The following is a 25,762-nucleotide window of genomic DNA, read 5'->3' on the forward strand; positions in this document are numbered from 1 at the left end:
ATATCTATATTGACTAAAAAGCGGCGTTTCCCGCCTTGAGCCCCGTTCCGGGGACGGCCCGGAACACCGGCCGCGCTCAATCCGGCGCGCGGGCGACGGATGGCCGTCGGCGCTCGCCGACAACCGCGGCTGCGCGCTGAGGGAAGGTGGAGACAGGCATGCAGCGATGGAGGGATTCCGCCGCGGGTTTCTGGGCGGCCGCGTGGCGTCAGTTGGGCGTGGCCGCGGCCTATTGGGGCTTGGCGCGGCTATTGATGGCCGGTTTCATGAACGCGGAAACCTGGCTGACGCCGGCCTGGTTTCCCGCGGGTCTGGCCATGGCGGTCGCCCTGCGCGGCGGCCAGCGCTACGGCTTGGGGCTGGTGGCAGGGTCCCTGCTGTTCTGCCTGTCGTCGCGCCAGCTGCCGCTGGCGGACGCCTTGTTGATCGCCGGCGCCAACACGGTGGGCAGCTTGCTGGGCGCCTTGCTGGTGCGCTACCGCTGCGGCCGGCGCTTGCCCTTGCACAGCCTATCCTATGTGTTGGCCTTCGTCGCCGGCGCGGCGCTGGCCGCCGCCATCTCCGCCATGGGCGGCACGGCGGCCTTGCTGCACGGCCAGCCGCTGCCCCTGTTGTCGCTGGGCCGTCACTTCATCGCCTGGTGGCTGGCGGACCTGGCCGGCATTTTCAGTCTGTCGCCTTGCCTGCTGCTGCTGAGGCGCTCCGGCCCCGGAGACGGCCAGGGCGGCCTGGGCTCGCTGGACGGGCTGACCGCCTGGCTGACCTTGCTGGTCGCCGGACTGGCCATGCTGGGCATAGACGACAGCACCGGACGCTACGCCGCCCTGCCGTATTGTTTCAGCCTGCCCTTGCTGTGGTTCGCCTTCCGCCAGCGACTGCGGCTGGCGCACGGCTTGTCGCTGGGCATTCTGTTGCTGGCCCTGGCGGGGGGCGTGTCCGGCCACGGCGCTTTCGGGCACGGCGAGCAGGCGTTGCTGACGCTCAGCATGCTGATGCTGATCCAGACCACCACCTTGCTGGTGTTCGGGGCCCTGGCGGTGGACCTGCGCCGCACCGAGGCCAGGCTGCGCGGAGTCAACCGCCAGCTAGAGGGCAAGGTTCGCGCCCGGACCCGCGCCTTGGCGGACAGCGAGGCGCGGTTGCGGCTGATGGCGGACGCCGCGCCGTTCCCCTTGGCGATGAACCGCTTGCAGGGCGGCGAGCTGATCTACGCCAATGCCCGCGCCGAGGAGCTGTTCCGCGAACAACTGGCGCCCGGACGGCCGCTGCGGGTGCAGGACTTCTATGTGGATCCGGCCGAGCGCGAGCGCGTGTCCTCGCTGCTGCGCGTAGGCGGCTGCGTGCGCGATCGCGAAGTGCGGCTGCGCGCCGCCGACGGTAGGGAGTTCTGGGCGCTGATCTCCTGTTCCGTGGTGCGCGCCGACGACGGCTGGTTCGTGATCAACGGCATCAACGACATCAGCCAGCGCAAGCAGCTGGAGCAGGATTTGCTGCAGGCCAATCAGGCGCTGCGCCAGAACCTGAGCGAAATCGAATTGCTGCAGCAAGGCCTGCGCGAACAGACGCTGCGCGATCCGCTGACCGGCCTGTTCAATCGCCGCCACCTGGACGACATTCTGCCGCGCATCCTCAGCCATATGCTGGCGGTGCATAGGGACGTCGCGGTGTTGATGGTGGACGCGGATCACTTCAAGCACATCAACGACCAATACGGCCACCAGTGCGGCGACGCGGTGCTGACGGCGCTGGCGGCGCATCTGAGCGACGCCTTCCGCAGCGGCGACATCGTCTGCCGCTACGGCGGCGAAGAGTTTTTCATCCTGCTGCCCGGCGCGTCGCTGAACGACGCCTACGCCAAGGCGCGGCAGTTGTGCGGCGATGTGCGGGCGCAGCCCATCGTGGCCGGCGGCCACAACATCCGCGTCACCTTGTCGGTGGGGCTGGCCCTGTGCCCCTTGCACGGCACCGACGCCGGCAGCGTGGTGGCCGCCGCCGACGCCGCCTTGTACCGCGCCAAGAAAGAGGGGCGCGACCGGGTGTGCGTGGCGGATCCGGCGCAGCCGCTGGTGTCCTGAGAACCTGTTTAAAGTCTGCTGCGCTTCAGCGATACGGCGTTAAAAACCAGCTCAAAATGCTCATGTACCACTTGTACATTCCGCTTTTTCGCTCATTTTCGCCTTGTCTCGCCCTTGCTCGCGAGACTTTGAACAGGCTCTGAGAGGCCGTTCAAAGTCTGCCGCGCCGCGTGAGAGACGGCGCGGCGAGCTCCGTTTCGAAAGTCCCCGCTCCATCCGGCCATTCCGCGTTCCCCGCGGTTTTCGCCTTGTCTCGCCGCGGCTCGCGGGACTTTGAACCGGCTCCGACGCGCAGAGCGGGCCGGGGGCGGTGTGCTACCATCCGGTCATGGAACTTTACCGACTACTGCAACAACAAGGCTTTGGCGGCCGCAAGGAATGCCGACAGCTGATCGAGTACGGCCTGGTCGAACTCAACGGCGAGATCGTCGACAATTACCGCCAGCCGGTGGAATTGGCCGAGATCCGGCAACTGGTGGTGGACGACAAGCCCTGGGAGGTGGTGACCGGCCCGCTCTATCTGCTGTTTCACAAGCCCCCCAACTACGAAACCTCGCACAAGCCGCAGCACAATCCCGGCATCTATCGTCTGCTGCCGTACCAGTTCGGCAACCTGGGCATCACCGCCGTCGGGCGGCTGGACGTGGACACCACCGGCTTGATCCTGCTGACCAACGACGGTCAGTTCGTGCACGCGCTCAGTTCGCCGAAAAAGCTGGTGCCCAAGTGCTACCAGGTGACGCTGAAGCACGCGGCCAGCGAGGAATTCATCGCCAAGCTGCAAAGCGGGGTCTATCTGAACGACGAAGGCGCGGAGTTCGCCGCGGACAGCATCGAGCAGCTGGACAGCCATGTGATCCTGCTGACCATCACCCAGGGCAAATACCATCAGGTCAAGCGCATGGTGGCGGCGGCCAGCAACCGGGTGGAGCAGCTGCACCGCATCAGCCTGGGCGCAGTGACTTTGGGCGAACTGCCGCAGGGAGAGTGGCGGCACCTGAGCGCAGAGGAACTGAGCAGCCTGGGCTGGTCGTGAATCATCCAAGCCGGCGGCGAGACCGCCGCCCCACCATGAAGGCCGCCAGATAGGCGGCTTTTTTTTGTCGCGGCGCTTGGTCCCTTGCGCGGCATGGCGAGCGGGATCAAGTCGCTTGCGTCAGTGTATTGAAGAGCCCCGAGGCGTGCGAACGCCCGGGGCTTTTTTGCATTCGGCACACGGCGTCTGGAGAGGAGAGCAGACGATTTGGCTGCGATTTCAGATGGGGTGGTAAATGGGCATTGCTATCGCAAATCTCTTATTGATTGCCAGAGATGTAATTAATTTGATGAGTAACATTGTTTATTTACTTAAAAAAATTACACTGCTCTTCTCGACGAAGAGGTGGACGTAAGAGCCTGTTCAAAGTCTCGCGAGCAAGGGCGAGACAAGGCGAAAACGGCTGCGGGGTGATCAATGTGAAAACAGGCCCGCGCCGTGGTGGGCGCGAGCCTGTCAGGAAGGATGCCGACCGCTGCTCGGCTATTGGAGTTGCTGCGCCAGGCGGGCCAGCATATTGCGCGAGCTGTAGTAGTCCAGGCGGAAGGTGTCGAAGCCGGCGGCGTAGACCTGTTTGCCGCGCACGGCGGCGTTGCCCGCCAGGAAGGGGTTGGCCAGCACCTTGGACACGGTGGGCGCGTCGGCGTTGAACAGCATGATGCTGTTGCCGCGCAGCCCCTCCGCGAATTTTTCGCCCGACAACTGCACGATGTCGCGACGCACTCCCTGGCTGGTGTTGCCCTTGACGCTGTCCGGCGCGGTGGCGAGGGTGAAGCCCAGCGCTTGCAGTAGCTTGCCCTGCGCCGATTCCGGCGTCCACAGATTGGCGCCGGAACCGTCCTCGCTGTACACCATGGCGGCGGTGGGTTGCGGCGGCAGCTTCAGCTTGCTTTTCAACTGCGCCACCTCGGCGTCGAAACGGGCGATCACCGCCTGGGCGTCGGCCTCGCGGCCGCTGGCGCGTCCCAGCAGCGTCGCCAGTTCCTGCCAGCTTTTATCGTCGTAATTGACCACCAGGGTGGGCGCCATCTGACTTAGCTGCTCGTACAGCTTCAGCGCGGAGTCGCCGCCGGTGCCGGCCATCACGATCAAGTCGGGCTGGGCGGCGATGATGGCCTCGGCATTGGGTTCGCCCTGGTACAAGGGCTGCACGCCCCGCTGTTTGGCCACCGCCCCCCACTGGGTGAAGAAGCCCTGGCCGTCGGTGACCTTGGAGTTGGCGGCGCTGCCGCCGCTGGCCACCACCGGCGCGTTGATGGCGAGCAGAGTGCCGGTCAGCGTCACGCTGGTGGAGACGATGCGTTGCGGCGGCCGTTCCAGCGTCAACGGCCCCTTTGGCGTATGCAAGGTGCGCGGCCACTGGCCGGGCGCCGCGGCGGAGGCGTCGGCGCTGGATTCAGGGGCGCCGCAGCCGCTCAAGGCCAGGGCGAGGCCGGCGGCCAGCCCTAAGCGCAGCGCGGCGCGCCGCGGGCGGGAAAAATCGAAAGCCATGAAAGTCCTTTGGAAAGGCGCGGGTGGTGGCTTCGATTTTATTGCAAACAAGAATTATTATCATGCATATCGAAGGACGAGCGGAACGCCAGCGAACGCCGGCGCCTGCCGCGCTCATTCCTGTTGCTGTTGTTTGAGCCAGCTTTCTTCCTGCTGGCGCATCCGCGCGAACCAGTGCTGGCGCATGAAGCGGACAAAGGCCGGCGGCGCCGCGGCGAAGTCGTTTTCATCGACGTAGCAGCCGGGCAGATAGGGCGGTTCGAAGTCTCTCTCCCAGCCCTTGGCCTGCAGCGCCCGCTGACCCTGCGGGCTGCAGTCGTCGGGCAGCGGCAGGCCGGTCAGATGGCCGCTGTCCGGATCCAGCCAGCGCACACCTTGGCGATCCAGGCCGCGCAGCCCGTACTTGGCTTTGCCGGCGTGCAGGATCAGCTTGTAGTCGTTGGGGCTGACGTCGCTGGCGCAGGCGCTGCGATAGCCGACCACGGTTTCCAGCGCGCCGTCTTGGTTGAGGTCAGGGAAGCCGACGGCTTCCAGATCGAAGGCCGCGCTGGCGTCGAACTCGCAGCGCGTCACGCCGTCGCTGAGCATCCACAGCCGGCGCGGCCTGTCCTGTCCCAATGTGTATTGCGCGGCGTAGAGGGCCGCGTTCTGGGTGCCGTCGGCGCCGCGCGATTCCCTCTGTTCCGCCAGCACCAGCACTTGTTCGCCGGCGCTGTCCGTCCAGCCGTAGGCGGCGGTCAGCTTGCCGCGCAGTTCGACGCCGGCCGGCACGGCGTTCAAGCGACGCACCTGGCCGGCGGCGGCCGGCGCGCTGGCGGCGTCGGCCCGCGAGGCGGGCGGCGGCGGGGGCTCTGGTGTGCAGCCGGCGAGAGCCAGCGTCAGGCCTGTCAGCAAGGCGCGCAGGCCGGCGGTATGGGGCGCGGGGAGCGGGGGCATGCCGTTCTTCTTGTCATTGATGAAACTGGAATAGTACGGAATACCGAAGGCGCGGGACAGCGCCGACGGCTGCGCGAGGCGGAGAGCGCGGGGCGGGGAACTGGCCGATTTGCCGACGAAGCATGACATCAGGGTGATTTTTGCCGGCCGGGAGCGTCATAATCAGGCGGGAGCGCGGGTTTCGCGCGAAAGGGGGGCTTATGTTGAAACCAGGCTGGTGGTGGGGAGGGGTGCTGGCGTTGACGCTGGCGCAGATGGTTGCGGCGGCGGAGCCGTTGCCGGCGCATCGCGGCGACGCGCGGGAATCGTCGGTGTCCGGCCTGTCGTCCGGCGCCTTCATGGCGGTGCAGTATCAGGTGGCGTTTTCCGCTTCGGTGCGCGGCGTCGGCGTGGTGGCGGGCGGGCCCTACTATTGCTCCAAGGGCACGCTGGCGGGCGCGCCGGCCTGCATGAGCGGACCGCCGCCGGCGGTGGGCGGCCTGGTGCTGGCGACGCAGCAGTTCGCCTTGAGCGGGCAGATCGACCCGCTGTCCAATCTGGCCAAGCGCCGCGTCTATCTGTTCAGCGGCAGCCAGGACAATACCGTGAAGACGGCGGTGGTGGACAGCGCCGAGAGCTATTTCCGCAAACTGGGAGTGCCGGCGGCGCGCATCGAGTATCTGCGCGGCCTGCCGGCCGGCCACGCCCAGATCACGCCGACTTACGGCAATGACTGCGGCGAAACCAAGTCGCCCTACGTCAACCACTGCGACTGGAAGGGCGAAGGCTACGATCAGGCCGGCGCGATCCTGAAGCAGATCTACGGCCCGTTGCAGCCGCGCGTCGCCATGCTGAGCAGCCAGGTGGTGGCTTTCGACCAGAAGCCGTACGCGCCGCCGGGCAGCAGCCTGGCCGACGAGGGCTATGTTTATGTGCCGCGCGCCTGCGCCGAGGGCGAGGCCTGCAAGGTGCACGTGGCGCTGCACGGCTGCCGGCAGTACGCGGGCGCGGTCGGCGACGCCTTTTACGGGCACGCCGGCTACAACGAGTGGGCGGACGGCAACCGCATCATCGTGCTGTATCCGCAGACCACGGCGATGCCGCCTGTCAACCCGAACGGCTGCTGGGACTGGTTCGGCTACACCGGCGTGAATTTCGCCTGGAAGAACGGGGTGCAGATGCGGGCGATCAAGGCGATGGCGGACCGGCTGGTGTCGGCGCCCTGATAGGCGGTTCCCAGTCCGCCGCGCTGCGTGAGACGCGGCGCGGTGAGTACGACTTCGGAATGCTCATGCGCCAGCTGCGCGTTTCGTTTGCTCCGCCGTTTTCGCCCTGGCTCGCTCTTGCTCGCGGGCCCCGGGAGCCTTAGCCGCCAGGGAAGCCGCGTTCGGCGAAGAAGTCGATGAAGGCGCGCAGCCGCGGCGGTAGATAGGGGGCGCTGGGCCACAGCAGGTAAAGGGCGCCGCTGCGTTCCGCCCAGGCTTCCGGCAACGCCCGCAGCCGTCCGTCCGCCAGTTGGCGGCGCACGGTGAAATCCGGCAGGCAGGCGATGCCGGCGCCTTGCTCCGCCAACTGGATCAGCGCGTCGCCGGTGTTGGCGCAGGCGTTGACCGGCAGCGCGGTCGCGTCCGCGCCGCTCAGCGGCCACGGCGCCAGCTTGCCGCTGCGCGGATAGCGGTAGTGCAGGCAGCGGTGACGCGTCAGATCCTCCGGCGACGCCGGCTCGCCGTGGCGGGAGAAGTAGGCCGGCGCGGCCACCAACCGCACGCGGTAGCCGCCCAGCCGCCGCGCGCTCAAGCGCGAATCGCCGGGCTCGCCGCCGCGAAGCACCACGTCGAAGCCCTCGCCTATCACGTCCACTAGGCGGTCGCTGTAGTCCAGGTCCAGTTCGATCTCCGGATAGCTTTGCATGAAGGCCGCCAGGTGGGGAGCCAGCACCCCGCATTCATGCGGCAGGCCCACTTTCAAGCGGCCGCGCGGCGCGGTCTGCCCCCGTTGCAGCTCGCGTTCGGCCGTTTCCACTTCCTCCAGGATGCGCAGGCAGCGCTGCAAATATTGCTCCCCGGCCGCGGTCAGGGTCAGCCGCCGCGTGCTGCGTTGCACCAGTCGCGCGCCCAGCCGCGCTTCCAGCCGCGCCAGGCCCTTGCCGGCGGCGGAGGCGGAAATGCCCAGTTGCCGTCCGGCGGCCACCAGGCTGCCTTGTTGGGCGATGTGGGCGAACAGCTCGATGCCGCTCATTTTCTCCATGCTGGCCTCGCTATTGCGGAATCTGATTCCGTTATATATGGAATTGCAGACTGTTTTTCCGTATCGCCAAGAAATCTAGCATGAGCGCTCATTCAATGGCGATAGGGGAGAGGCGGAATGGCGGACAAGAACGGAGAGGCGGCGATGCCGGCGACAGTGTATCTGTTGAGTTTATGCATTTTCGCGATGGCGACGTCGGAATTCATGGTGGCGGGGATGATGCCGTCGCTGGCGGCGGCCCTGGGCGTCAGCCTGCCGGCGGTGGGCAATCTGGTGTCGGCCTTCGCCGCCAGCGTGGTGCTGGGCGGGCCGGCGCTGACTTGGCTGCTGCGTTCGGCGCGGCGCAAGCACAGCTTGATCGGGCTGTTGCTGTTGTTCCTGGCCGGGCAGGCTTTGGGCGCGCTGGCCGGCGATTACCGGCAGATGCTGTGGTCGCGGCTGATCTGCGGCGTGGCGCAGTCGGCTTTCTTCGGCGTGGCCCTGGCCTTGGCGGCGGAACTGGTGGGCGAACACCGGGTGGCGCGCGCCGCCGCGCTGGTGCTCAACGGCCTGATGCTGGCTTCGGTGGCCGGCCTGCCGCTGGCGGCCTGGGTGGATCAGAGCTGGGGCTGGCGTGTGAGCTTTTGGCTGGTGGCTGGCATGGTGGCGTTGGCCGCGGCGGGCATCGCCGCGCTGACGCCGTCCGGGGGCCGCCCGCAGACCTTGAGTCTGGGCGAGGAGGGCCGCCGGCTGGCGCGACCCAGCCTATGGGCGGCTTATCTGAGCAGCGGCCTGATCATAGGCGCGGTGTTCGCCGCCTTCACCTATCTGGCGCCCTTGTTCACCCGGGTCAGCGGCTTCGCCGCTTCGACGCTGCCCTGGCTGTTCGCCGCTTACGGGCTGGCGACGGTGCTCGGCAATCTGTGCAGCGGCCGCCTGGCGGACAGTCATACCCGCACCGTGCTGCGCGGCGGCCTGCTGGTCTTGCTGGCTGCCCTGGTGGCGTTGGCCTTGCTGGCGCAATGGCAGGTGGCGACGGCGGCGTGCGTGCTGCTATTGGGTCTGGCCGGTCTGCCGATGAATCCGGCGATGGTGGCGCGGGTGGTGCGCGCCGGCGGCAGCGGGCCTATGGTGAACAGCCTGCACATGTCGGTGGTCAATCTGGGCCTGATGCTGGGTTCCTGGGGCGGCGGCGCCTTGCTGGACGCCGGCTGGAGCCTGCGCGCGCCGGTATGGCTGGGCGCGGCGTTGGCCGCGCTGGCCTTGCTCAGCCTGTGGCTGGACCGCGCCGGTCACAGCTGGCAGGTCACCGGCAGTTCGGCCGGCTTGCCCAGGTAGAAGCCCTGGTAGAGCTCGACCCCCAGTTCCTGCATCGCCTGGTGTTGCTCGCGGGTTTCTATGCCTTCCACCGCCATGCGGCAGCCTATCTGCCAGCCCAGCTCCAGCAGCACCGGCAGCCGGTGGTGTTCGCCGGACATATAGTCCAGCAGCAGGCTGCGGTCTATCTTGATCAGGTCCGGGCACAGCGACTTGACCTTGCCGTGACGCGCGGCCACCGCGCCGAAGTCGTCCACCGACAGGCCGAAGCCGGCCTCGGCGGTCAAGCGCAGACTGTTGATCAGCGGCTGGCCGTGGTGTTCCACCTCATATTCCGGCAACTCGAAAATCACGCCGCCGCTGTCCAGCTCCAGCGAGTCCAGCAGGCCTTGCAGCAGCGGAAGGTGGTTGCGGCCGTGATGGTCCACCACCGCGGTTTGGGCCAGCAGGTTCAGGCTCAGGCAGCCGGACTGGCCGCTTTGCGCGAAGTTGCGGATGTGGATCAGCCGCGCCAGCTGGTCGGCTTCCAGCGCCTGTTCCTGCGGCAGCCCGGACAGGAAGGCGTCGGGGGGCGGCGTCTGGCCGTCCTGCGTCCGCACGCGCAACAGCGCTTCATAGCCGAACACGCCGCCGCTGCGGTAGAACAGCGGCTGGAACACGCTGCTGAACTGACAGCCGCCCAGCCGCGCGCAATAGCGGCCGTCCGCGTCGCGGTACAGTTGTCGCTCGGGATGAGGGCCTAAGGGTGGAGCCATGGTGGTTTAGTCGCGCGGGATGGACTTTCAGCATAGCAAGCATTGCGCGGCGATTCTCGGCGCCGGTTCAGCCGCATTCGCCGGCGGCCGGCCGCTGCCCTTGCGGGAGCGTTATCCCCTGCCGCTGCACGCGGTGTTTCCCGAGCGCGAGTACGTGTCGGCCAAGGCGCGGGCCTTCCTGGAGCTCATCGATAGACGGCTGGGCGGCGAGCCGCCGCCGTGGGAGCGGTCGCTGACAGATTTTCCGGCGGTCGCCGACTAATCTCTTAGAACGTGTTTACGATCTCGCTAGCTAAGGCGAAAACGGCTGAGAAAGCGCGTTGAACAGGCACTTACGGCGGGCAGAGGCGGAGAACGGCGATGAAAGCGTGGGCAGGCGGGCTATTGGCGGCGTGGACGCTGGCGTCCCTGGCCGCGGACGTGGCGGGTTGGGCCAGCTACCAGCGCGGCGACTACGCCGCCGCGCGCCGGCAGTTCGAGCAGGCGGCTGAGGCCGGCGACCGGGTGGCGGCTTTCGATCTGGCGATGATGCATTGGCGAGGCGAGGGCGGCGCGCCGGACCGCGCGCGGGGCGAGCGTTGGCTGCGTCGCGCCGCCGACGCGGGCCTGCCGCAGGCGCAGCACGCGCTTGGCGCTTTGTACGAAAGCGGCCAGCAGGTGGCCAAGTCGCAGACCGAGGCGACGCGCTGGTTCCGGCTGGCGGCGCGGCAGGATTATCTGCCGGCGCAGCTGGATCTGGGCACCCAATATTTCCTGGGCCGCGGTGCGGCCAAGGACTACCGGCTGGCCGCGTACTGGTACGAGAAGGCCGCCCGCCAGGGCGACGTGGGCGCGCAATACCTGATCGCCAGCATGTACGAGCACGGCGACGGGGTGGAGCGGGACCTGCCGGCGGCGATACGCTGGTACGCCAAGGCGGCGGCTCAGGGCGACGTCGGCGCCGGGCTCAAGGCCTTGGATCTGGCCAAGCGGGCCAAGCCGCCGGAATGACGGCTGCCCGTGATCTCAGGCGCGGGCCGGACCGCGGCGCATCGCCGCCAGGCACTGGCAGGCCGCCTGCCAGTCCTGCACTCCGCGCAGGCCGCGCACGATGATGCCGGCCAGGGTGTCGTTGCAGGCGTCCGGGCCGAACTGCATCAGCATTTCATGCAAGGCGAAATGCAGGGAGGCGTTGTGCTGCAGCAACAAGCCCACCTGTTCGTGGACGAAGCCGTCCACCGTGGCCTGGCCGTCGCGGTCCACGTGCACATGGTGGCGCGGACAGAAGCCGGAACGGATCAGCGCCTGATCGGCGCGCACATCGTCGAGAAAAGCCTGCGCGCTGTGGTGCAGAAAGCCGCAAGCCATGATCAGGCTGGCGACGGAGTAAGGCTTGGTGGTGGTGGCGTCGGCTACGAGGGCGTTGTCCGGCAAGGTGGCAAGCATTAATGTTCTCCTGTTATCTTTGTAAACCGCTTTGCGTGGCATAAATCGTCGGTTTTATTATTTTTTCCGCGCTTTTGTATCATTCATGCGAATGTATTGGCAAGTCCGTCGAAAGGACGGTTGCCAGCCGCGGCTGCCAGGGTTTTTCTTGGGCCGATGGCCATTTAGAATGAACTCTTTATTTACCGTTTGTTCCCATCCGCATGCACATTGTTTATCTGCACGGCTTCAACTCCGGCCCGCAATCGCTGAAGGCGAACGAAACCGCCGCTTATCTGCAACAGAACGCTGTCGACGCGACGCTGCATTGTCCGCAGTTGTCGCCGCATCCGGCCGAGGCGATCGAGCAGGCGTCCGCCCTGGTGGCGTCCTTGCCGGCCGACACCATGCTGATCGGCAGCTCGCTCGGCGGCTATTACGCCACCTTTCTGGCCGAGCGCCACCAGCGCCCGGCGGCGCTGATCAATCCGGCGGTGCGTCCTTACGACGACCTGGCGTGCTTCATCGGCGAACAGACCAATCCCTACACCGGCGTGGTCTACACCCTGAGCGACGCCGACATGACGGCCTTGCTGGCGCAGCGCGTGGCGCAGCCGTCCGCGCGTCGCTACTGGCTGCTGCTGGGCAGCTGCGACGAGGTGCTGGACTGGCGCGAAGCGGCGGCGCTGTACCTGGACTGCCGTCAGACGGTGTTCAACGGCGACGACCACAGACTCGAAGCCTGGCCGCGCATCCTGCCGGAAGTGCTGGCCTGGGGGCGCGGGCAATTGGCCTGAGAGCAGAAACAGTCTGTTCTGCGACAGCGGCTTGCCCGGGGCGGCGGCGCTGCCGCACACTGGATTTTTTGAGCCGAGGAGGCCGCATGACTCAAGCCATCGTTTTCTCCCACACCGGCGGGCCGGAAGTGCTCGGCCTGCAAGGCCAGGAGTTGGCCGCGCCGGGGCCGGGCCAGGTGCGGGTGCGCCACACCGCCATCGGCGTCAACTTCATCGACACCTATCAGCGCAGCGGCCTGTATCCGTTGCCGTTGCCGTCCGGCCTGGGACAGGAAGCTGCCGGGGTGGTGGAGGCGCTGGGGCCGGAGGTGTCCGGCCTGGCGGTGGGCGATCGCATCGCCTACGCCGGCGGCCCGCTGGGCGCCTACAGCAGCGAGCGGCTGCTGCCGGCGGCGGTGCTGGTGAAGCTGCCCGACGGCATCGGCGACGAATCCGCCGCCTGCATGATGCTGCAAGGCATGACCGTGGAGTACCTGGTGCAGCGCACTTATCCGGTGCGGCCGGGCCAGACCGTGCTGTGGCACGCCGCCGCCGGCGGCGTAGGCCAGATCGCGGTGCAATGGCTGACGGCGCTGGGCGCGACGGTGATAGGCACCGTCGGTTCCGACGCCAAGGCCGACATCGTGCGCGGCCTGGGCTGCCAGCATGTGATCAATTACAGCCGCGAAGACGTGGTGGCGCGGGTGAGCGAGATCACCGGCGGCCAGGGCGTGCCGGTGGTTTACGATTCGGTGGGCAAGGACACGTTCCAGATCTCGCTGGCCTGCCTGAGCCCGCGCGGTATGCTGGTCAGCTTCGGCAACGCTTCCGGCGCGGTGCCGCCGTTCGCGCCGCTGGAACTGACCAGCCGCGGCTCGCTGTTCTTCACCCGGCCCAAGCTGGCCGATTACATCGCCAGCCGCGCGGAGCTGGAGGCCTCGGCCCAGGCCTTGTTCGAACGCGTGGCGGACGGCCGGGTCAAGGTGGCGCCGTCGCATCGCTATCCCTTGGCCGAGGCGGCGCAGGCGCACCGCGACCTGGAGGCGCGCAAGACCAGCGGCTCCATCATCCTGCTGCCTTGAGCCGGCGGCGCGGCGCTTGGCGGCGCGAATAAAACCGCGTTAAGCCAAGCCGCGCCGACGCGGAAAGTACCGCCTCAGGACAAGAAGCGCAACGCGGCACCGGGGTCTGTTAGTGGCTCCTAGAGCCTGTTCAAGGTCTCGCGGGCAAGGGCGAGACAAGGCGAAAACGAGTGAAAAAGCGGCGTGTACGAGGGCTAGATGAGCATTTGAGCGGGTACTCACCGTGCAAGGCCTCACGAAGCGCAGCAGGCTTGGAACAGGTTCTTATTCTTGATGCCAGGGCTGGCGCTGATGGCGCTCCAGCCAGGCCAGCGCCTGGCCGTCGCCGTCGACGTGGCCGAGATAGCCGGCCAGGCTGACCTCGGGCGGGCAACTCAAGTCCGTGGCGCGCCAGCTTTGCAGCCGGTCCACGCGGAAGCTGCGGTAGTCCCGGCGCAGCCCGCACCAGGCGGCCAGCAGCCAGCGGTCGCCCCAGAAGAACAAGGCCAGCGGCAGCAGCGCGCGCTGGCTGTCGCGGCCGCTTTCGTCGCGGTAGTCCACCCACAGCGGCTGGCGGGAGACGATGGCGTCGCGCAGCGGCGCCAGCCGCTCGCGCGGGTAATTGCCCGCCGTCGGCGCGTACAGCGGCTCCGGCGGCAGGCCGGACGAGCCCAGCACCGCGTGGATGCGGCCCAGCGCCGATTGCGCCGCCGCCGCGGTGTCGCGGTCGGCCCAGGCGGCCAGCATGCGGGCACCCACTTCCAGCGCCGCCAGTTCGCGGGCGGAAAACGCCACCGCCGGCGGGGTGAAGCCGGCTTCCAGCCAATAGCCCTCGCCGGCTTCGCCGTTGACCGGCGCGCCGCTGGCCATCAGGTCCGCCATGTCGCGGTAGACGGTGCGCGGCGCCACTTCCAGCCATTCGGCCAATTGTCGGGCGGTGGTGCGGCGGCGGCCGCGCAGCAGCAAGAGGATTTGGACCAGTCGGTCGGCTCGGCGCATTCAGTCGGGTTCCCGCAGCATGGATGGCGGCAGTGTCGCTTGCATCGCGCGCGCGATCAACAGGAAATCGGCGCGGCCGATTTCCAGATGACCGAAGCGGAAGGCGTAGCCCCAGCGCGCGGGATCGGCGATGAAGGCCAGCTGGCCGAGCAGCGGCCGGATGTCGGCGTCTTCGGCCGGCCAAAACGCGATGTCGCGCCGATAGGGTTCGAAATCGGCGCTGACCCGGAACGGGTAGACCCGGTCGTCCGCCGCCAGGCCGACGGCGGTGAAGCGCTGGCAGGGTTCCCGTCCTTCCAGGCTCAACACCGGCGAGTAATAGATCAGGCCGTCGCCGGCCGCCATCCGCTTCAGCGGCGCGGCCTTGCCGTGGCACAGCTGGGCGAAGCCGCCGGCCAGACCGCGCCGCACATGGTCGCGGCTGGCCACGCCTATCCAGTAGCGTCGGCTCATGCTGCGCTGTGCAGGCCGATCAGATTGCCTTCCAGATCGGAAAACAGCGCGATGTGCCCCCAGCTTTCCGGCAGCGCGGTCTTGGGCTGCACCACGATGCCGCCGGCGCTCTTGATCCGCTCCAGCGTGGCGTCGAGATCGGCGCCGCCATCCAGATAGACGCGCACGCCGTCGACATGGGGGCGGGCTTGCGGGCAGCTCAGCAGCGCGCCGCCGCAACTGTCCTCGGTGTGGGGAAACAGCGCCATGCGGTTATTGTCGAAGCTTTCCTCGCGCAGCTCCAGTTGCAGCGCCTGTTGATAAAAGGCGACGGCGCGCTCGAACTGGAGCACGGGAATTTCAAACCAGTGTAGGAAGGGGGACATGGTCAACTCCTTGTAGGGGATACGGCTTATAGGCAGTGATAAAAGTCTATGCGGCCGGTATCGGCGGCAATGGCGGCGAGAAAATCGCGGCAGGCGGGCTCTGCCGGCCATTGCGCGCACAATTGCCGCGCGCGTTCCGGGCTGTCGGCCAAGGTAAGGTGGATGAAGCGCCGTTCCTCTCCGCGCAGCAGCGCGTAGCCTTGGTAGCCGGTTTCATGGCGGAGCCAGTCGGCGTCGATTTGCTGGGCGGCGTGTTGCAGTTCGGCTTCGGATACGCCTTCTTTTAGTTCGAAGCTGGCGATTTCCAAGCCGTGTCCGGCGGGAAGCTGAAATAGAGGGGGGCGCATGTTGAGGCTCTCCGTGGTGGATACGCGGGTCGGCTCAGGGCCGTGACGTTAGTGTGCGGCCCCCCTGCTGACAGCGTGCTGTCAGCAGGAATCCGCTGTCGCCAATTTTGTTGATCGGGCCGGGCTCATGCGCTTTGCTCCGCGCAAAAACCGCCCGGTCGGGCACGACCCGGTCACGCGGATGTGGCAAACTGCCTGACTGTTTCCCGGCGCGCCGGGACAGCTGTTTTTTCAATCGACCGCAGGAGGAATAACAAGTGGAAACCTTACTGCAGTTTCTGGGCTTCAACGGGTCTGGTCTGCTGCAAACCTTGCTCAGCCTGTTGACGGCTTTCATTCTGGGCTCGGCCATAGGCTATGAGCGCCAGTTCCGTCAACGCACCGCCGGCTTGCGCACCAACACCCTGGTGGCGGTGGGCGCGGCGGCCTTCGTCGACATGGCGCTGCAGCTGGACGGCACCGGCGGCGCGGCGCGGGTGGCGTCCTACGTGGTGTCCGGCGTCGGCTTTCTCGGCGCCGGCACCATCATGAAAGAGGGCTTGAACGTGCGCGGCCTGAACACCGCCGCCACCTTGTGGGGTTCGGCCGCGGTCGGCGCCAGCGCCGGCGCCGGCCAGATTCCGCAGGCCTTCCTGATCACGCTGTTCGTGCTGGCCAGCAACACCTTGCTGCGTCCGGTGGTGAACTCGATCAACCGCAAGCCCATCGACGACGAGACCAGCGAAGTCACTTACCAGCTGTGCGTGATTTCCAGCCGCTCCGGCCAGAAGCACGCGATGGCCTTGCTCAGCGACCTGTTGGAGGAATCCAAGTATCCGGTGGGGGATCTGGACGTGGAGCCGTTTGGCGACGACGAGGTGGAGATGACCGCCACCTTGCTGTCCACCTCGGTGGAGTGGGAGGAGCTGGAGGAGATCGCCGCCAAGCTGGTGGCTCAGCCTTTCATCAGCCAGGCGTACTGGAATCCCAGCACCTCGGAGTGAGGAGGCTTGGAAAGGACCACGCCCTGAGCCGCTTGTCGGCCCAGGGCGTTTTTTATTGACGCGGGCAAGAGGCGAACACCGCTGAGAACCTGTTTACGATCTGCTGCGCGTCGGCGATACGGCGTTAAAAACCAGCTCAAAATGCTCATGTACCGCTCGTACATTCCGCTTTTTCGCTCGTTTTCGCCTTGTCTCGCTCTTGCTCGCAAGATCGTAAACACGTTCTGAGAAAGCGGAATCTACGAGTCATCTATCCATCCCGCCGACGCGCAGCAGACTTTGAGCCGATGCTTAACCTTCCGCCAGCGCCGCCATCACCTTGGCCGACAGCGCCTGCGGCTGCGCGGTGACGCGCAGCAGGTGGCGCACCGCCGGGTGCGGCGGCCGATGCACGGCGATGCCGTCGGACAGCAACTGGCGGTGGATGGCCTCGCTGCTGGCGGCGTCGCGATAGGCGATGCAGACGAAGTTGGTGTGCGAGGGCATCACCACCAGATCGCGCGCGCGCAGCGCGTCGGACAGCTTGTCGCGCAGATGGATGGTGGCGGCGATCAACTGGCGCGAGTAGTCCGGATCGTCCAGCACGATCTGCGCCGCCAGCTGGGCGAAGCTGGACAGCGCGAATTGCGGCCGGATCTGGTCCGCCTTGGCGACGATGTGCTGCGGGCCGATGGCGTAGCCCACCCGCAGCCCGGCTAGCGCGTAGGCCTTGGACAGCGTGCGCAGCCGCAGGGTGTTGGGCAGCGCGCCCTGCGGCGGCGCGTCCTGCGCGTCCACGCAGAAATCGACGTAGGCCTCGTCCAGAATCAACAGCGTGGACGAGGGCAGCATTTCGCGCAGCGCCAGGATGTCCTGGGCGCTCCAGTAGTGGCCGGTGGGATTGTCCGGATTGGCGAGATAGAGCACGGCGGCGCGCTCGGCGCGGGCCACCTCCGCCAGTCGCGGCAGATCGGCCTGCAGCCGGTCGCCTTGTTGCTGGTAAGGCACTTCCAGGATGCGCGCGCCCACGCCTTCGGCGAAATAACGGAAGGTGGGATAGGTGCCGGCGGTGCACACCACCGCGTCGCCGACATTACAGGCCAGACGCAGAGCCAGCAGGATCAGGCTGTCGGCGCCGGTGTCGAACAGCACCTGGCTCGCGTCCACGCGGTTGTGGGCCGCGGCGCGCTGGCGCAGGCCGTGGGCGTACGGATCCGGGTAGAGCCGGGCCAGCTCCGTCATCATCTCGCCGAATTCCGCCGTCAGCGGCGAGGCCGGCTTGGCCATGCTTTCATTGGAGCCTATGCGCGCGCCGATGCGGTGGCCCAAGGCCGCTTCCAGCTTGGCGATGCCGGGAAAGGGATTGACGATGGTGTGATGTTCCAGATGACGGGCGAAGTGGGACATCGGCGGCTCCTTTATCTGCAGTTACAGCCTTTGAGTGTAAAGGATATGACTTAAGCGCAGGAAACCACGTGGGAATATCAATATGTCTTCGGCATTTGTCGCCGCCGCCGCGCCGGTCTGGGAGCGCGGCGGGAGCCGTCAGCGGGCGGCGGGAGAGGCGGATTCGACCGCGGCGCGCGGGGCGGAGGCGTCGGCCTTGACTGCGGGTTTGGCTGCCGGCGCGGCGGCGGCCGGCTTGGCCGCGGGGGCGGGCAGATACAGCGGGCCTTTGAAGCCGCAGGCGGTCAGGAACAGGGTCAGGCTTGCACAAGCCAGCAAGGTGCGCATACGAATGAGTTCCAATGTGGCAAAATCCCGATACTAGCAAAGCTGCGGCGCGCCGTGTGATTCCGATGCGCCCGGCGATCAAGGCCTGAGCCGCGCCAAGACGGCGTTCAGGCCGTCACCCAACGGGAAAGCGCAATGAACGAAACCGAATTTCTGCAGCACACCGACGCCATCTTCGCGCGCATCGAAGCCGCCATCGACGACAACGACCTGGACGCCGACTATCTGGTGTCCGGCAATGTGCTGGACATCGAGTTCAGCGACGGCGCCAAGATCATCGTCAACCGCCACACCGCCAATCAGGAGCTGTGGATAGCGGCCAAGAGCGGCGGTTACCACTTCGCCTTCCGCGACGGCAGCTGGATCGCCGCGCGCGACGGCTCGGAATTCTTCTCCACCCTCAGCGCCGCCATCGCCGCCGCCTGCGGCGAAACCATAGGGTTTGATGAATGAGCCATCTGGTGTGGCTGGGACTGGGCGGGCTGGCGGTGTCGGCCTTCACCTCGTCCACCATCCTGCCCGGCAATTCCGAACTGGCGCTGTCCGCCTTTCTGTACAAATGGCCGGACTGGTTGTGGCCGGCCTTGCTGGTGGCCACGGTGGCCAATACCGCCGGCAGCGTCACCAGCCTGTGGCTGGGCCGGCTGGCGCCGCGCAAGGAGTTGTCGCCGCGGCTGGCCGGCTGGTTCCAGCGCTTCGGCCCGGCGGTGCTGGCCTTGTCCTGGCTGCCGGTAGTCGGCGACGCCATCCCGCTGGCCGCCGGCTGGCTGCGCCTGCCTTGGTGGTCCAGCATTCTGTGGCTGACCCTGGGCAAGGCGGCGCGTTATCTGGCGCTGGCCTGGGGCGTGTTGCTGCTGTCGAGTTGAGGCGGCAAGCAACACGGCGATAAAAAAAAGGACATGCGCGAGCATGTCCTTTTTCGTACCGAGCGCGTGGAATCAGCAGCCTTGCTTCAGCGCCAGCTCCAGGCTCTTGTTGTAATGCTGAGCCGCCAACTCTTCCTTGCCGGTGGCTTCGAACAGCCGCGCCAGTTCGGCGTGGGCGCACAGCGTCGGCGAGATCGAGGCGCTGGCTTCCAGATAGCTCTGCGCCTTGCCCCACAGTTGCTGGCACAGGGCCAGACGGCCCAAGGCCATCAGCAGCCAGTGGTCGCGCGGCCGTTTCTTCAGCCAGTTTTCCGCGGTTTTCAGCAGTTCCAGCCGCTTGTCCTCGCTCAGGTGCTCGGCCAGCTTGCCCAGCTCGCGCGACAGCTCCGGGGTGTCGTGATCGTCGTTGGCCAGCGCGCCGGCCAGCAGGGTGGCGGCGTAATCGTAGTCCTGCAGCACGATCAGCCGCGCCACCACCTGGTCCATCAGCTGAGGATTGCTGCGCTCGGCTTCCGGGATGCGGCGCAGCCAGTCGCGGATTTCCTGGCCGCCCAGCAGGGTCACCAGTTGCTGCTGATAGGCGGCCAAGCGGTAGCGTCGCGCCTGTTCCGGCTCCAGCGCGTCGGCCTTGAGCAGTTTCTCGGTCAGCGCCAGCACCGCTTCCGGCTGCTTCTGCAGCAGGCGGACCTTCAGCTCCAGCCGCAAGGCGTTGGTCAGATTGGGCGACAGCGCGCGCGCGCGTTCGATGGCGGCCAAGGCGCCCAGCGGGTCCTTGGCTTCCAGCTTCAGTTCGGCGTCCAGCATGTGGCGCGCCAGTTGCAGCCGCGGCGGCATCGCGTCCAGCTGCGCCAGGTAGCCGTCGCGCTTGTCCAGGTCGCCGGCGGCGCCGGCGGAACGGGCGGCGATCAGCAGCGCCAGCGCCTTGTTTTCCGGCGAGTACTCATCGTCCAGCGACTTGCTGGCCTCGCGTTCGGCTTTCTGGAAGCGGCCTTCGAAGTAGGAGATGCCGGCTTCGCGCAGCGCGTGGCGGGAGGCTTTCAGCTTTTTCTGGCGCTGGAAGCGGCGCACTTCAGCCGGCAGATTGGCGGCCACCGCCACCATGCGCAGCACCAGGTGCACCACGAAGATCAGCGCCACCACCGACACGATCAGCAGATTGAACGACACTTCCATTCGGTACGGCGGCAGGAACAGGATCGCGTAGCCGGTGTTCAGGGTGGCGGCCAGGCCGACCAGCACCGCCAGGGCAAACAGCCCGGTAATCCACAAGGCGAATTTCACGGTTTATTCTCCTGCCGCGCCTTGGGCGTCGCGCACCGATTTGAGGCTGGCGTTCATGTCCGGCAGCGCCACGTCCAGCGGCGCGCCTTCCAGTTCGCCCAGCGTGCCCAGCCATTGGGTGACGGCCGGCGCATCGCGGTCGAAGTAGCGCTGCACATAGCTGCGCGCGGCGACGATGTCGGCGGCGAAGGTCTTGCCGTCGCGTTGGATCAGCGCCAGGCGGGCGTCCAGCAGGCGCATTTTCAGGTTCTCGCGCAGGAAGAAGGCCTGCTCCGGCGACAGCAGCAGCGCTTCCGGCTTGTCCATGCGGCGGATGTGGATCAGCTCGCCCAGGCTCTTGCTGACGTCGGCCACCAGCCGTTCCCACAGCGGCGCGCTGGCCGGCGCCGCGGCCTTGGCCTGCGGCTTCTGGCTGGCCAGGCGGTGGGCGTCCACCGCCAGCGGCAGGCTGTCGGCGGACAGCATCAGCCGGTCCAGTTTGACGGTGAGGCCGACGCTGTCCAGATAGGGCAGGGCCTTGAGTTTTTCCAGGTCGGTGGCCACCGCCTTCTTCACGCCGATCAACTGCGGGCGGTCGAATTTGGCCAGGCGCGCGTCCACCATTTCCAGCGCCGACACGGCGGCCGGCACGTTGCCGGCCAGCTGCAGCTGCTGGCTGGCGATGGCCAGGGTGTGCTCGACTTCGGACAGCAGCCAGTCGGTGCGGTTCTTGGTCAGTTCCTGGTACATGCCGTTCAGCGTCGCGTACTGGCCGGCGGATTCGTTGACGCGGGCTTCCATCAGCGCCAGCCGGCCTTCGGTGGCGCGGTTGGCGCTGATCGCCTGCTCGGTCATCGCGCGCAGCTCTTTGGCGGATCCGCTGCCTTCGGCCAGCCGGCGCGCCAGTTCCTGGCGCGCGGCGGTCAGTTCCTGCTGGGTGCTGAAGTACTGCCAGCCGGACACGCCCAGCGCGGCGATGGCGATCAGCAAGGCCGGACTCAGCGATTTCTTGGACTCGGGTTTGGCGGTTTCGGTGATCTGGGATTCGCTCATGGGTGACGACAGAACCATTTTTTAAGGCCGGCGACCAGCGCGCTGTCTTCGGCCCGGGTTGTCATGATGCGCGTCGCGCCTTGCGCGGCGAGCCGGTCGGCAACGCGCGGATGCGGCACGCAATATAGCAGGCATTGTAACGTCCTGATTCGACTGGGGCCAGCGAGACGGAACAATTGCTCTACGATTTCGCCGGAAGTGACGATCACGGCGTCCGGCGGCGCGCGGTCGAAGGCCGCCCAGTCCGGCGCGCCGTCCAGCCGGCGGTAGATTTCGGCGAAGTCCACCGCCGCGCCGCGGGCGGCCAGGCTTTGCGCCAGCAGCGGCCTGCCGCCGACGCCGCGCACGATCAACACGCATTGTCCGCGCATATCGGCCAACTCCGGCAGGGCCAGCAGCGCCTCGCTGTCGCTGCCCTCGGCCGGGTGCAGCACCGGACGGCCGCTGAGCGCGGCCAGTTTGGCGGCGCTGGCGCGGCCGATGCAGAGCAGCCGCTTGGCGGCGAGGTCCAGCGCTTGCAGCGCCGGCCAGGCCTGGTCTATGGCGCTGGGGCTGACGAAAACCAGACAGTCCGCCGCCGCCGCTTGTTGCGGCAGCGCCGCCAGCGCGTCCGGCTGCGGCGTGATTTCCATCAGCGGCAGATGGCCGGCGTCTAAGCCGGCGGCGGCGAGCAGACGCAGCAACTCGGCGCTTTGCGCCAGCGGACGGGCGACCAGGACGCGTGGCATCGCCGTCTCAGCGCGGGTCGGCCAGCACCGCCTCGATCAGCGGACCGGCGCCGTCGTCCAGCAGCTTCTTGGCCACGACGCGGCCCAGCGCGTCGGCGTATTCGGCCGGGGCGCTGGCGCTGGCGGTCAGCATCACCGAGCCGTCCGGGCTGGCGACGAAGCCGCCCAGCGCCAGTGTGCCCTCGCTGAGGGTGGCGAAGGCGCCTAGCGGCACCTGGCAGCTGCCGCCCAGCTCGCGCGCCAGCGCGCGCTCGGCGCTGACACAGGCGTGGGTGGCGGCGTGGTTCAGCGGCGCGAGCAATTGCATCAGGTCGGCGCGGTCGGCGCGGATCTCGATGCCCAGCGCGCCCTGGCCGGCGGCTGGCAGGCTTTCCGACGGTGGCAGCTCCTTGCGGATGCGCTCGGACAGGCCCAGGCGCTTGAGGCCGGCGGCGGCCAGGATGATGGCGTCGAACTCGCCGTCGTCCAGCTTGCGCAGCCGGGTCTGCACATTGCCGCGCAGCGGTTTGACCACCAGCCGCGGATAGCGGGCGCGGATCTGCGATTCGCGGCGCAGGCTGGAGGTGCCCACCACCGCGCCGTCCGGCAGTTCCGACAGGTCGGCGTAGCGGGCGGACACCAGCGCGTCGCGCGGGTCTTCCCGTTCGCAGATCGCCGCCAGCGCGAAGCCTTCCGGCAGCACCATGGGCACATCCTTGATCGAATGCACCGCCAGGTCGGCGCGACCTTCCGCCAGCGCCACTTCCAATTCTTTGACGAACAGGCCTTTGCCGCCGATCTTGGACAGGGTCTTGTCCAGGATCTGGTCGCCCTGGGTGGTCATGCCCAGGATGTCCACGCTGAGGTGGGGGTAGAGCGCTTGCAGCCGGGCCTGGATGTGCTCGGCCTGCCACATGGCCAGCCGGCTCTCGCGGCTGGCGATGACGATTTTGTCCATGAAACCGGTTCCCGATCGGGCTATGTGCTTGGATGGCGGGCATTCTAGCATGCCCGCCCGGCGCGCAGCGCCGCGGCTTCGCCTGGACGGCGGCGCAAAGCTTGATGTTGCGCAATGCGCACTCAGGTCAATATCTAAGCGCTTAAATGACAGTAGTGTTGCCACTACAGCGGCAAGCCTGCCTATGATGTTTTGCATGCGAAACGAATCGTCTGAAGTCAGCGGCCGCGCTGACTTGAGCCGATTCAAAAACTGGGAGTGGTTACGACCGCCCGTCACCATCAAGGAATACCGAATGAGCGATTTAGACAAGGACCTGCCGCTGCGCGCCGATCTGGCCCGCCTGGACCGCGCGCTGGCCGATGTATTGAGCGAGCAGGCCGGCCCCGAGGTCTACGCCGAGGTGCGCGCCATCGCCGGCCGCAGCGCCGAGGAGCGCAGCCAGCCGCTGGCGGCGGAGCTGAGCCCGGTGGCGGCGATGGCGCTGGTGCGCGCTTGCGGCCTGTACGCCCAGCTGTTCAACATCGCCGAGGACCTGCACCACGTGCGCCGCCGCCGCGCCCACCGCCAGGCCGGTTCCGCGCCGCAGCAGGGCAGCCTGTCGCGCGCGCTGGGCAAGCTGAAGGCGGACGGCGTCAGCATCGCCATGCTGGCCGACACCCTGCGCGACGCCTATGTCGGCGCCATCCTCACCGCCCATCCCACCGAGGTGCAGCGCCAGAGCGTGCTGGACGGCCACCGCGCGGTGCGCCGCTTCCTGGGCAAGCTGGCGGCGGCGGATCTGACGCCGGAAGAGGAACTGGAGCTGGAGGCCAAGCTCAAGCGCGTGATCGTGGCGCTGTGGCAGACCTCGGAAATCCGCCACTTCAAGCTGGCGGTCAAGGACGAGATCGAAAACGGCGTCGCCTACCACCCGCTGACCTTCTTCCAGGCTTTGCCGGCGTTGTACCAGCGCCTGGACCGGCAGATCGAGGCCACCTGGGGGCAGCGGACGCCGCTGCCGTCCTTCGTCCGCGTCGGCAGCTGGATAGGCGGCGACCGCGACGGCAACCCGAATGTCGACGCCGCGGTGCTGCGCCACGCGGTGACGCGTCAGGCGCAAGTGGCGTTCGAGCATTATCTGTACGAGCTGGCGGCGCTGTACCGCGAACTGTCGCTGTCGCAGCGCCTGGTGGGCGTCAGCTCGGCCTTGGTCGGCTTGGCGGCGTTGACGCCGGACCAGGAAGAGAGCCGCCGCGAGGAGCCGTACCGGCGCGCGCTGGCGGCGATGGAGGCGCGGGTGCTGGCCACCGGCCTGCAACTGGGCGTGCGCCTGAGCGGCCGCTGGCCGGCGGGCCGGCCTTATGCCGACCAGGCCGAATTCCAGGCCGATCTCGCCGTGCTGGACGCCTCGCTGCGCGAGCACGGCAGCGCGACGCTGGCCGACGGCCGGTTGGCGGAGTTGATCCGCGCGGTGGACGTGTTCGGCTTCTTCCTGATGCCGCTGGACCTGCGCCAGTTCGCCGGCAGCCACGAGGCGGTGGTGGGCGAGCTGTTCGCCCGCGCCGGGCTGGAGGAGTTCGCGGCGCTGGACGAGGCGGCGCGGAGCCGGGTGCTGTTGCGCGAGCTGGCCACGCCGCGGCTGCTGTATTCGCCCTATCTGGACTACAGCGCCGAGGCCGAGAAAGAGCTGGCCATCTTCCGCGAGGCGGCGCTGATCCAGCGCCAGTTCGGCGCCGACGCCATCGGCCAGAGCATCATCTCCAACTGCGCCCAGGTCAGCGACATCCTGGCGCTGGCGCTGTTGCTGAAGGAAGCCGGCATGATCCGGCTGGTGGACGGGCAGCCGCGCGCCAGCGTCAACCTGGTGCCCTTGTTCGAAACCATCGCCGATCTGGACCGCAGCGCCCAGGTGATGACGGCGCTGTTCGCGCTGCCGTGGTATCAGCAGCTGCTGGACAGCCGCGGCCGCATGCAGGAGGTGATGCTGGGCTATTCCGACAGCAATAAGGACGGCGGCTATCTGACCAGCCAATGGCAGCTCTACCAGGCGGAGAAGCGGCTGGTGCGCTGTTTCGCCGACGGCCGGGTCAAGCTGCGGCTGTTCCACGGCCGCGGCGGCTCGGTGGGCCGAGGCGGCGGTCCCTCGTTCGAAGCCATCATGGCGCAGCCGGCCGGCAGCGTGGCCGGCCGCATCCGCATCACCGAGCAGGGCGAGGTGATCGCGTCCAAGTATTCGGACCCGGCCATCGGCGGCCGCAACCTGGAGGCCCTGGTGGCGGCGACGCTGGAAGCCAGCCTCAGCGGCTGCGCCAGCTGCGAGACCGACGAGACGGTGTTCGACGAGCTGTCGGACGCCGCCTACCGCGCCTACCGTGAACTGGTGGAAGCGCCGGGCTTCATGCAGTACTTCCTGGAGGCGACGCCGATCAACGCCATCGCCAAGCTGAACATCGGCAGCCGGCCGGCCTCGCGCAAGAGCCTGGCCTCGATCAAGGACCTGCGCGCCATTCCCTGGGTGTTCTCCTGGTCGCAATCGCGGGTGATGCTGCCCGGCTGGTTCGGCGTCGGCTCGGCGGTGCGCGCCTTCATCGAGCAGCACGGCGAAGCCGGCCGCGCGCGGCTGCAAAGCCTGTACCGCAGTTCGCCGTTCTTCCAGGTGGTGTTGTCCAATATGGAGCAGGTGCTGGCCAAGGCGGATCTGGGCATCGCCCGCCGCTTCGCCGGCCTGGTGGAAGACCGCGCGCTGGCCGAGGCGCTGTTCGGCCGCATCCAGGCCGAGTGGCAGGCGACGCTGGACGCCTTCTACGCCATCACCGGCCAGAGCGTCTTGTTGGAGAAGAACCCGACGCTGCACCGCAGCCTGGAAACGCGCTTGCCGTACCTGGACGCGCTGGGCCTGTTGCAGGCCGAGCTGCTGAGCCGGCTGCGTCGCCAGCCGGACGACGCCGAGGCCTTGTACGCGATCCACCTGACCATCAACGGCACTTCGGCCGGCCTGCGCAACAGCGGTTGAGGCCAGG

The 25,762-nt window shown here is 67.5% G+C and carries 27 protein-coding genes; 12 read left to right on the plus strand and 15 right to left on the minus strand.

Going from position 1 to position 25,762, the window contains the following annotated elements:
• The first annotated feature begins 158 nt into the window (after nt 1–158).
• Complete coding sequence (locus JW897_RS14415) at nt 159–2,075, plus strand: sensor domain-containing diguanylate cyclase (RefSeq protein ID WP_205466675.1); 1,917 nt, start codon at nt 159–161, stop codon at nt 2,073–2,075.
• Nucleotides 2,076–2,403: 328 nt separating this feature from the next.
• On the plus strand, nt 2,404–3,111 hold the full coding sequence (locus tag JW897_RS14420; protein WP_048412794.1) for a pseudouridine synthase: 708 nt from the start codon (nt 2,404–2,406) through the stop codon (nt 3,109–3,111).
• A 483-nt stretch (nt 3,112–3,594) separates the two neighbouring features.
• Here JW897_RS14420 and fepB read toward each other — a convergent pair whose 3' ends face one another.
• Together fepB and JW897_RS14430 are read right to left on the minus strand one after the other, a co-directional pair.
• Nucleotides 3,595–4,602: a Fe2+-enterobactin ABC transporter substrate-binding protein gene (fepB, locus tag JW897_RS14425; protein ID WP_240352212.1), complete on the minus strand. Its 1,008-nt coding sequence runs from the start codon at nt 4,600–4,602 to the stop codon at nt 3,595–3,597.
• Between the two features lie 114 nt (nt 4,603–4,716).
• Nucleotides 4,717–5,538 carry a M949_RS01915 family surface polysaccharide biosynthesis protein gene (locus JW897_RS14430; protein WP_205466677.1) on the minus strand — a complete coding sequence of 274 codons (822 nt, stop codon included), beginning with the start codon at nt 5,536–5,538 and terminating at the stop codon, nt 4,717–4,719.
• A 200-nt stretch (nt 5,539–5,738) separates the two neighbouring features.
• Between JW897_RS14430 and JW897_RS14435 the strand changes: the two genes are divergently transcribed.
• Nucleotides 5,739–6,743: an extracellular catalytic domain type 2 short-chain-length polyhydroxyalkanoate depolymerase gene (locus tag JW897_RS14435; RefSeq protein WP_205466679.1), complete on the plus strand. Its 1,005-nt coding sequence runs from the start codon at nt 5,739–5,741 to the stop codon at nt 6,741–6,743.
• 139 nt (nt 6,744–6,882) lie between these two features.
• On the opposite strand, the gene JW897_RS14440 is transcribed toward JW897_RS14435, so the two are convergent.
• Entirely contained in the window at nt 6,883–7,764 is an 882-nt protein-coding gene (locus JW897_RS14440) for a LysR family transcriptional regulator (protein ID WP_205466681.1), read from the minus strand.
• 117 nt (nt 7,765–7,881) lie between these two features.
• Between JW897_RS14440 and JW897_RS14445 the strand changes: the two genes are divergently transcribed.
• The gene (locus tag JW897_RS14445) at nt 7,882–9,081 is read left to right on the plus strand and encodes an MFS transporter (RefSeq protein ID WP_240352213.1); all 1,200 of its coding nucleotides are present in this window, start codon (nt 7,882–7,884) and stop codon (nt 9,079–9,081) included.
• Here the strand turns inward: JW897_RS14445 and JW897_RS14450 are convergent.
• A complete protein-coding gene (locus tag JW897_RS14450; protein WP_205466683.1) occupies nt 9,036–9,815 on the minus strand; it encodes an EAL domain-containing protein in 780 nt (259 codons plus the stop codon). The two genes, JW897_RS14445 and JW897_RS14450, sit on opposite strands and share 46 nt — an antisense overlap.
• A 19-nt stretch (nt 9,816–9,834) precedes the next feature.
• Here JW897_RS14450 and JW897_RS14455 point away from each other — a divergent pair, with 19 nt between their 5' ends.
• Nucleotides 9,835–10,077 carry a hypothetical protein gene (locus tag JW897_RS14455; protein ID WP_205466684.1) on the plus strand — a complete coding sequence of 81 codons (243 nt, stop codon included), beginning with the start codon at nt 9,835–9,837 and terminating at the stop codon, nt 10,075–10,077.
• A gap of 98 nt (nt 10,078–10,175) precedes the next feature.
• Complete coding sequence (locus tag JW897_RS14460; protein ID WP_205466685.1) at nt 10,176–10,805, plus strand: tetratricopeptide repeat protein; 630 nt, start codon at nt 10,176–10,178, stop codon at nt 10,803–10,805.
• Between the two features lie 15 nt (nt 10,806–10,820).
• On the opposite strand, the gene JW897_RS14465 is transcribed toward JW897_RS14460, so the two are convergent.
• Complete coding sequence (locus tag JW897_RS14465) at nt 10,821–11,240, minus strand: hypothetical protein (protein ID WP_043589344.1); 420 nt, start codon at nt 11,238–11,240, stop codon at nt 10,821–10,823.
• 203 nt (nt 11,241–11,443) lie between these two features.
• On the opposite strand from JW897_RS14465, the gene JW897_RS14470 reads away from it, so the two are divergent.
• Together JW897_RS14470 and JW897_RS14475 are read left to right on the plus strand one after the other, a co-directional pair.
• A complete protein-coding gene (locus tag JW897_RS14470) occupies nt 11,444–12,016 on the plus strand; it encodes a YqiA/YcfP family alpha/beta fold hydrolase (RefSeq protein ID WP_205466687.1) in 573 nt (190 codons plus the stop codon).
• 86 nt (nt 12,017–12,102) lie between these two features.
• Nucleotides 12,103–13,077, plus strand: coding sequence for a quinone oxidoreductase family protein (locus tag JW897_RS14475; protein ID WP_205466688.1), 975 nt, complete (start codon nt 12,103–12,105; stop codon nt 13,075–13,077).
• A 264-nt stretch (nt 13,078–13,341) separates the two neighbouring features.
• Here the strand turns inward: JW897_RS14475 and JW897_RS14480 are convergent, their stop codons facing one another.
• Genes JW897_RS14480 through JW897_RS14495 form a run of 4 tightly spaced genes read right to left on the minus strand, consistent with a single transcriptional unit; the run spans nt 13,342 to nt 15,220 of the window.
• Entirely contained in the window at nt 13,342–14,055 is a 714-nt protein-coding gene (locus tag JW897_RS14480; RefSeq protein WP_048412747.1) for a helix-turn-helix transcriptional regulator, read from the minus strand.
• A complete protein-coding gene (locus JW897_RS14485) occupies nt 14,056–14,508 on the minus strand; it encodes an EVE domain-containing protein (protein ID WP_048412746.1) in 453 nt (150 codons plus the stop codon).
• Entirely contained in the window at nt 14,505–14,873 is a 369-nt protein-coding gene (locus JW897_RS14490) for a VOC family protein (RefSeq protein WP_048412745.1), read from the minus strand. The genes JW897_RS14485 and JW897_RS14490 overlap by 4 nt, the downstream gene beginning before the upstream one ends.
• Nucleotides 14,874–14,899: 26 nt before the next feature.
• Nucleotides 14,900–15,220, minus strand: a complete 321-nt coding sequence (locus JW897_RS14495; protein ID WP_156187749.1) for a hypothetical protein — start codon at nt 15,218–15,220, stop codon at nt 14,900–14,902.
• Nucleotides 15,221–15,477: 257 nt separating this feature from the next.
• On the opposite strand from JW897_RS14495, the gene JW897_RS14500 reads away from it, so the two are divergent.
• Nucleotides 15,478–16,203 carry an MgtC/SapB family protein gene (locus JW897_RS14500; protein WP_019103569.1) on the plus strand — a complete coding sequence of 242 codons (726 nt, stop codon included), beginning with the start codon at nt 15,478–15,480 and terminating at the stop codon, nt 16,201–16,203.
• 291 nt (nt 16,204–16,494) lie between these two features.
• On the opposite strand, the gene JW897_RS14505 is transcribed toward JW897_RS14500, so the two are convergent.
• Both JW897_RS14505 and lptM read right to left on the minus strand, forming a co-directional pair.
• A complete protein-coding gene (locus JW897_RS14505) occupies nt 16,495–17,589 on the minus strand; it encodes a pyridoxal phosphate-dependent aminotransferase (protein WP_205466689.1) in 1,095 nt (364 codons plus the stop codon).
• Between the two features lie 138 nt (nt 17,590–17,727).
• Nucleotides 17,728–17,931: an LPS translocon maturation chaperone LptM gene (lptM, locus tag JW897_RS14510; RefSeq protein WP_205466691.1), complete on the minus strand. Its 204-nt coding sequence runs from the start codon at nt 17,929–17,931 to the stop codon at nt 17,728–17,730.
• Nucleotides 17,932–18,051: 120 nt separating this feature from the next.
• On the opposite strand from lptM, the gene cyaY reads away from it, so the two are divergent.
• Nucleotides 18,052–18,369 (plus strand): iron donor protein CyaY, encoded by a 318-nt coding sequence (gene cyaY, locus JW897_RS14515; RefSeq protein WP_205466692.1) that lies wholly within the window; start codon nt 18,052–18,054, stop codon nt 18,367–18,369.
• On the plus strand, nt 18,366–18,782 hold the full coding sequence (locus JW897_RS14520) for a YqaA family protein (protein ID WP_048412740.1): 417 nt from the start codon (nt 18,366–18,368) through the stop codon (nt 18,780–18,782). The genes cyaY and JW897_RS14520 overlap by 4 nt, the downstream gene beginning before the upstream one ends.
• Before the next feature lie 72 nt (nt 18,783–18,854).
• Here JW897_RS14520 and JW897_RS14525 read toward each other — a convergent pair whose 3' ends face one another.
• From JW897_RS14525 to hemC, 4 genes are read right to left on the minus strand one after another with little or no spacing between them, the layout of a single operon-like run.
• Nucleotides 18,855–20,063: a heme biosynthesis protein HemY gene (locus JW897_RS14525; protein ID WP_048412739.1), complete on the minus strand. Its 1,209-nt coding sequence runs from the start codon at nt 20,061–20,063 to the stop codon at nt 18,855–18,857.
• Between the two features lie 3 nt (nt 20,064–20,066).
• On the minus strand, nt 20,067–21,095 hold the full coding sequence (locus tag JW897_RS14530) for a uroporphyrinogen-III C-methyltransferase (protein ID WP_048412738.1): 1,029 nt from the start codon (nt 21,093–21,095) through the stop codon (nt 20,067–20,069).
• Nucleotides 21,092–21,823, minus strand: coding sequence for a uroporphyrinogen-III synthase (locus JW897_RS14535; RefSeq protein ID WP_205466694.1), 732 nt, complete (start codon nt 21,821–21,823; stop codon nt 21,092–21,094). Before JW897_RS14535 ends, JW897_RS14530 begins: the two co-directional genes overlap by 4 nt.
• A gap of 7 nt (nt 21,824–21,830) precedes the next feature.
• Nucleotides 21,831–22,760: a hydroxymethylbilane synthase gene (gene hemC, locus JW897_RS14540; RefSeq protein ID WP_048412736.1), complete on the minus strand. Its 930-nt coding sequence runs from the start codon at nt 22,758–22,760 to the stop codon at nt 21,831–21,833.
• Nucleotides 22,761–23,055: 295 nt separating this feature from the next.
• On the opposite strand from hemC, the gene ppc reads away from it, so the two are divergent.
• On the plus strand, nt 23,056–25,755 hold the full coding sequence (gene ppc, locus JW897_RS14545; protein ID WP_205466696.1) for a phosphoenolpyruvate carboxylase: 2,700 nt from the start codon (nt 23,056–23,058) through the stop codon (nt 25,753–25,755).
• Nucleotides 25,756–25,762 lie beyond the last annotated feature (7 nt).

Source organism: Chromobacterium alkanivorans, assembly GCF_016937655.1.
Taxonomy (GTDB): domain Bacteria; phylum Pseudomonadota; class Gammaproteobacteria; order Burkholderiales; family Chromobacteriaceae; genus Chromobacterium; species Chromobacterium alkanivorans.

Coding starts and splice junctions, on each gene's coding strand:
- JW897_RS14415 (WP_205466675.1), top strand. CDS start 159: ATGCAGCGATGGAGGGATTCCGCCGCGGGTTTCTGGGCGGCCGCGTGG.
- JW897_RS14420 (WP_048412794.1), top strand. CDS start 2,404: ATGGAACTTTACCGACTACTGCAACAACAAGGCTTTGGCGGCCGCAAG.
- fepB (WP_240352212.1), bottom strand. CDS start 4,602: ATGGCTTTCGATTTTTCCCGCCCGCGGCGCGCCGCGCTGCGCTTAGGG.
- JW897_RS14430 (WP_205466677.1), bottom strand. CDS start 5,538: ATGCCCCCGCTCCCCGCGCCCCATACCGCCGGCCTGCGCGCCTTGCTG.
- JW897_RS14435 (WP_205466679.1), top strand. CDS start 5,739: ATGTTGAAACCAGGCTGGTGGTGGGGAGGGGTGCTGGCGTTGACGCTG.
- JW897_RS14440 (WP_205466681.1), bottom strand. CDS start 7,764: ATGGAGAAAATGAGCGGCATCGAGCTGTTCGCCCACATCGCCCAACAA.
- JW897_RS14445 (WP_240352213.1), top strand. CDS start 7,882: ATGGCGGACAAGAACGGAGAGGCGGCGATGCCGGCGACAGTGTATCTG.
- JW897_RS14450 (WP_205466683.1), bottom strand. CDS start 9,815: ATGGCTCCACCCTTAGGCCCTCATCCCGAGCGACAACTGTACCGCGAC.
- JW897_RS14455 (WP_205466684.1), top strand. CDS start 9,835: ATGGACTTTCAGCATAGCAAGCATTGCGCGGCGATTCTCGGCGCCGGT.
- JW897_RS14460 (WP_205466685.1), top strand. CDS start 10,176: ATGAAAGCGTGGGCAGGCGGGCTATTGGCGGCGTGGACGCTGGCGTCC.
- JW897_RS14465 (WP_043589344.1), bottom strand. CDS start 11,240: ATGCTTGCCACCTTGCCGGACAACGCCCTCGTAGCCGACGCCACCACC.
- JW897_RS14470 (WP_205466687.1), top strand. CDS start 11,444: ATGCACATTGTTTATCTGCACGGCTTCAACTCCGGCCCGCAATCGCTG.
- JW897_RS14475 (WP_205466688.1), top strand. CDS start 12,103: ATGACTCAAGCCATCGTTTTCTCCCACACCGGCGGGCCGGAAGTGCTC.
- JW897_RS14480 (WP_048412747.1), bottom strand. CDS start 14,055: ATGCGCCGAGCCGACCGACTGGTCCAAATCCTCTTGCTGCTGCGCGGC.
- JW897_RS14485 (WP_048412746.1), bottom strand. CDS start 14,508: ATGAGCCGACGCTACTGGATAGGCGTGGCCAGCCGCGACCATGTGCGG.
- JW897_RS14490 (WP_048412745.1), bottom strand. CDS start 14,873: ATGTCCCCCTTCCTACACTGGTTTGAAATTCCCGTGCTCCAGTTCGAG.
- JW897_RS14495 (WP_156187749.1), bottom strand. CDS start 15,220: ATGCGCCCCCCTCTATTTCAGCTTCCCGCCGGACACGGCTTGGAAATC.
- JW897_RS14505 (WP_205466689.1), bottom strand. CDS start 17,589: ATGTCCCACTTCGCCCGTCATCTGGAACATCACACCATCGTCAATCCC.
- cyaY (WP_205466692.1), top strand. CDS start 18,052: ATGAACGAAACCGAATTTCTGCAGCACACCGACGCCATCTTCGCGCGC.
- JW897_RS14520 (WP_048412740.1), top strand. CDS start 18,366: ATGAGCCATCTGGTGTGGCTGGGACTGGGCGGGCTGGCGGTGTCGGCC.
- JW897_RS14530 (WP_048412738.1), bottom strand. CDS start 21,095: ATGAGCGAATCCCAGATCACCGAAACCGCCAAACCCGAGTCCAAGAAA.
- JW897_RS14535 (WP_205466694.1), bottom strand. CDS start 21,823: ATGCCACGCGTCCTGGTCGCCCGTCCGCTGGCGCAAAGCGCCGAGTTG.
- hemC (WP_048412736.1), bottom strand. CDS start 22,760: ATGGACAAAATCGTCATCGCCAGCCGCGAGAGCCGGCTGGCCATGTGG.
- ppc (WP_205466696.1), top strand. CDS start 23,056: ATGAGCGATTTAGACAAGGACCTGCCGCTGCGCGCCGATCTGGCCCGC.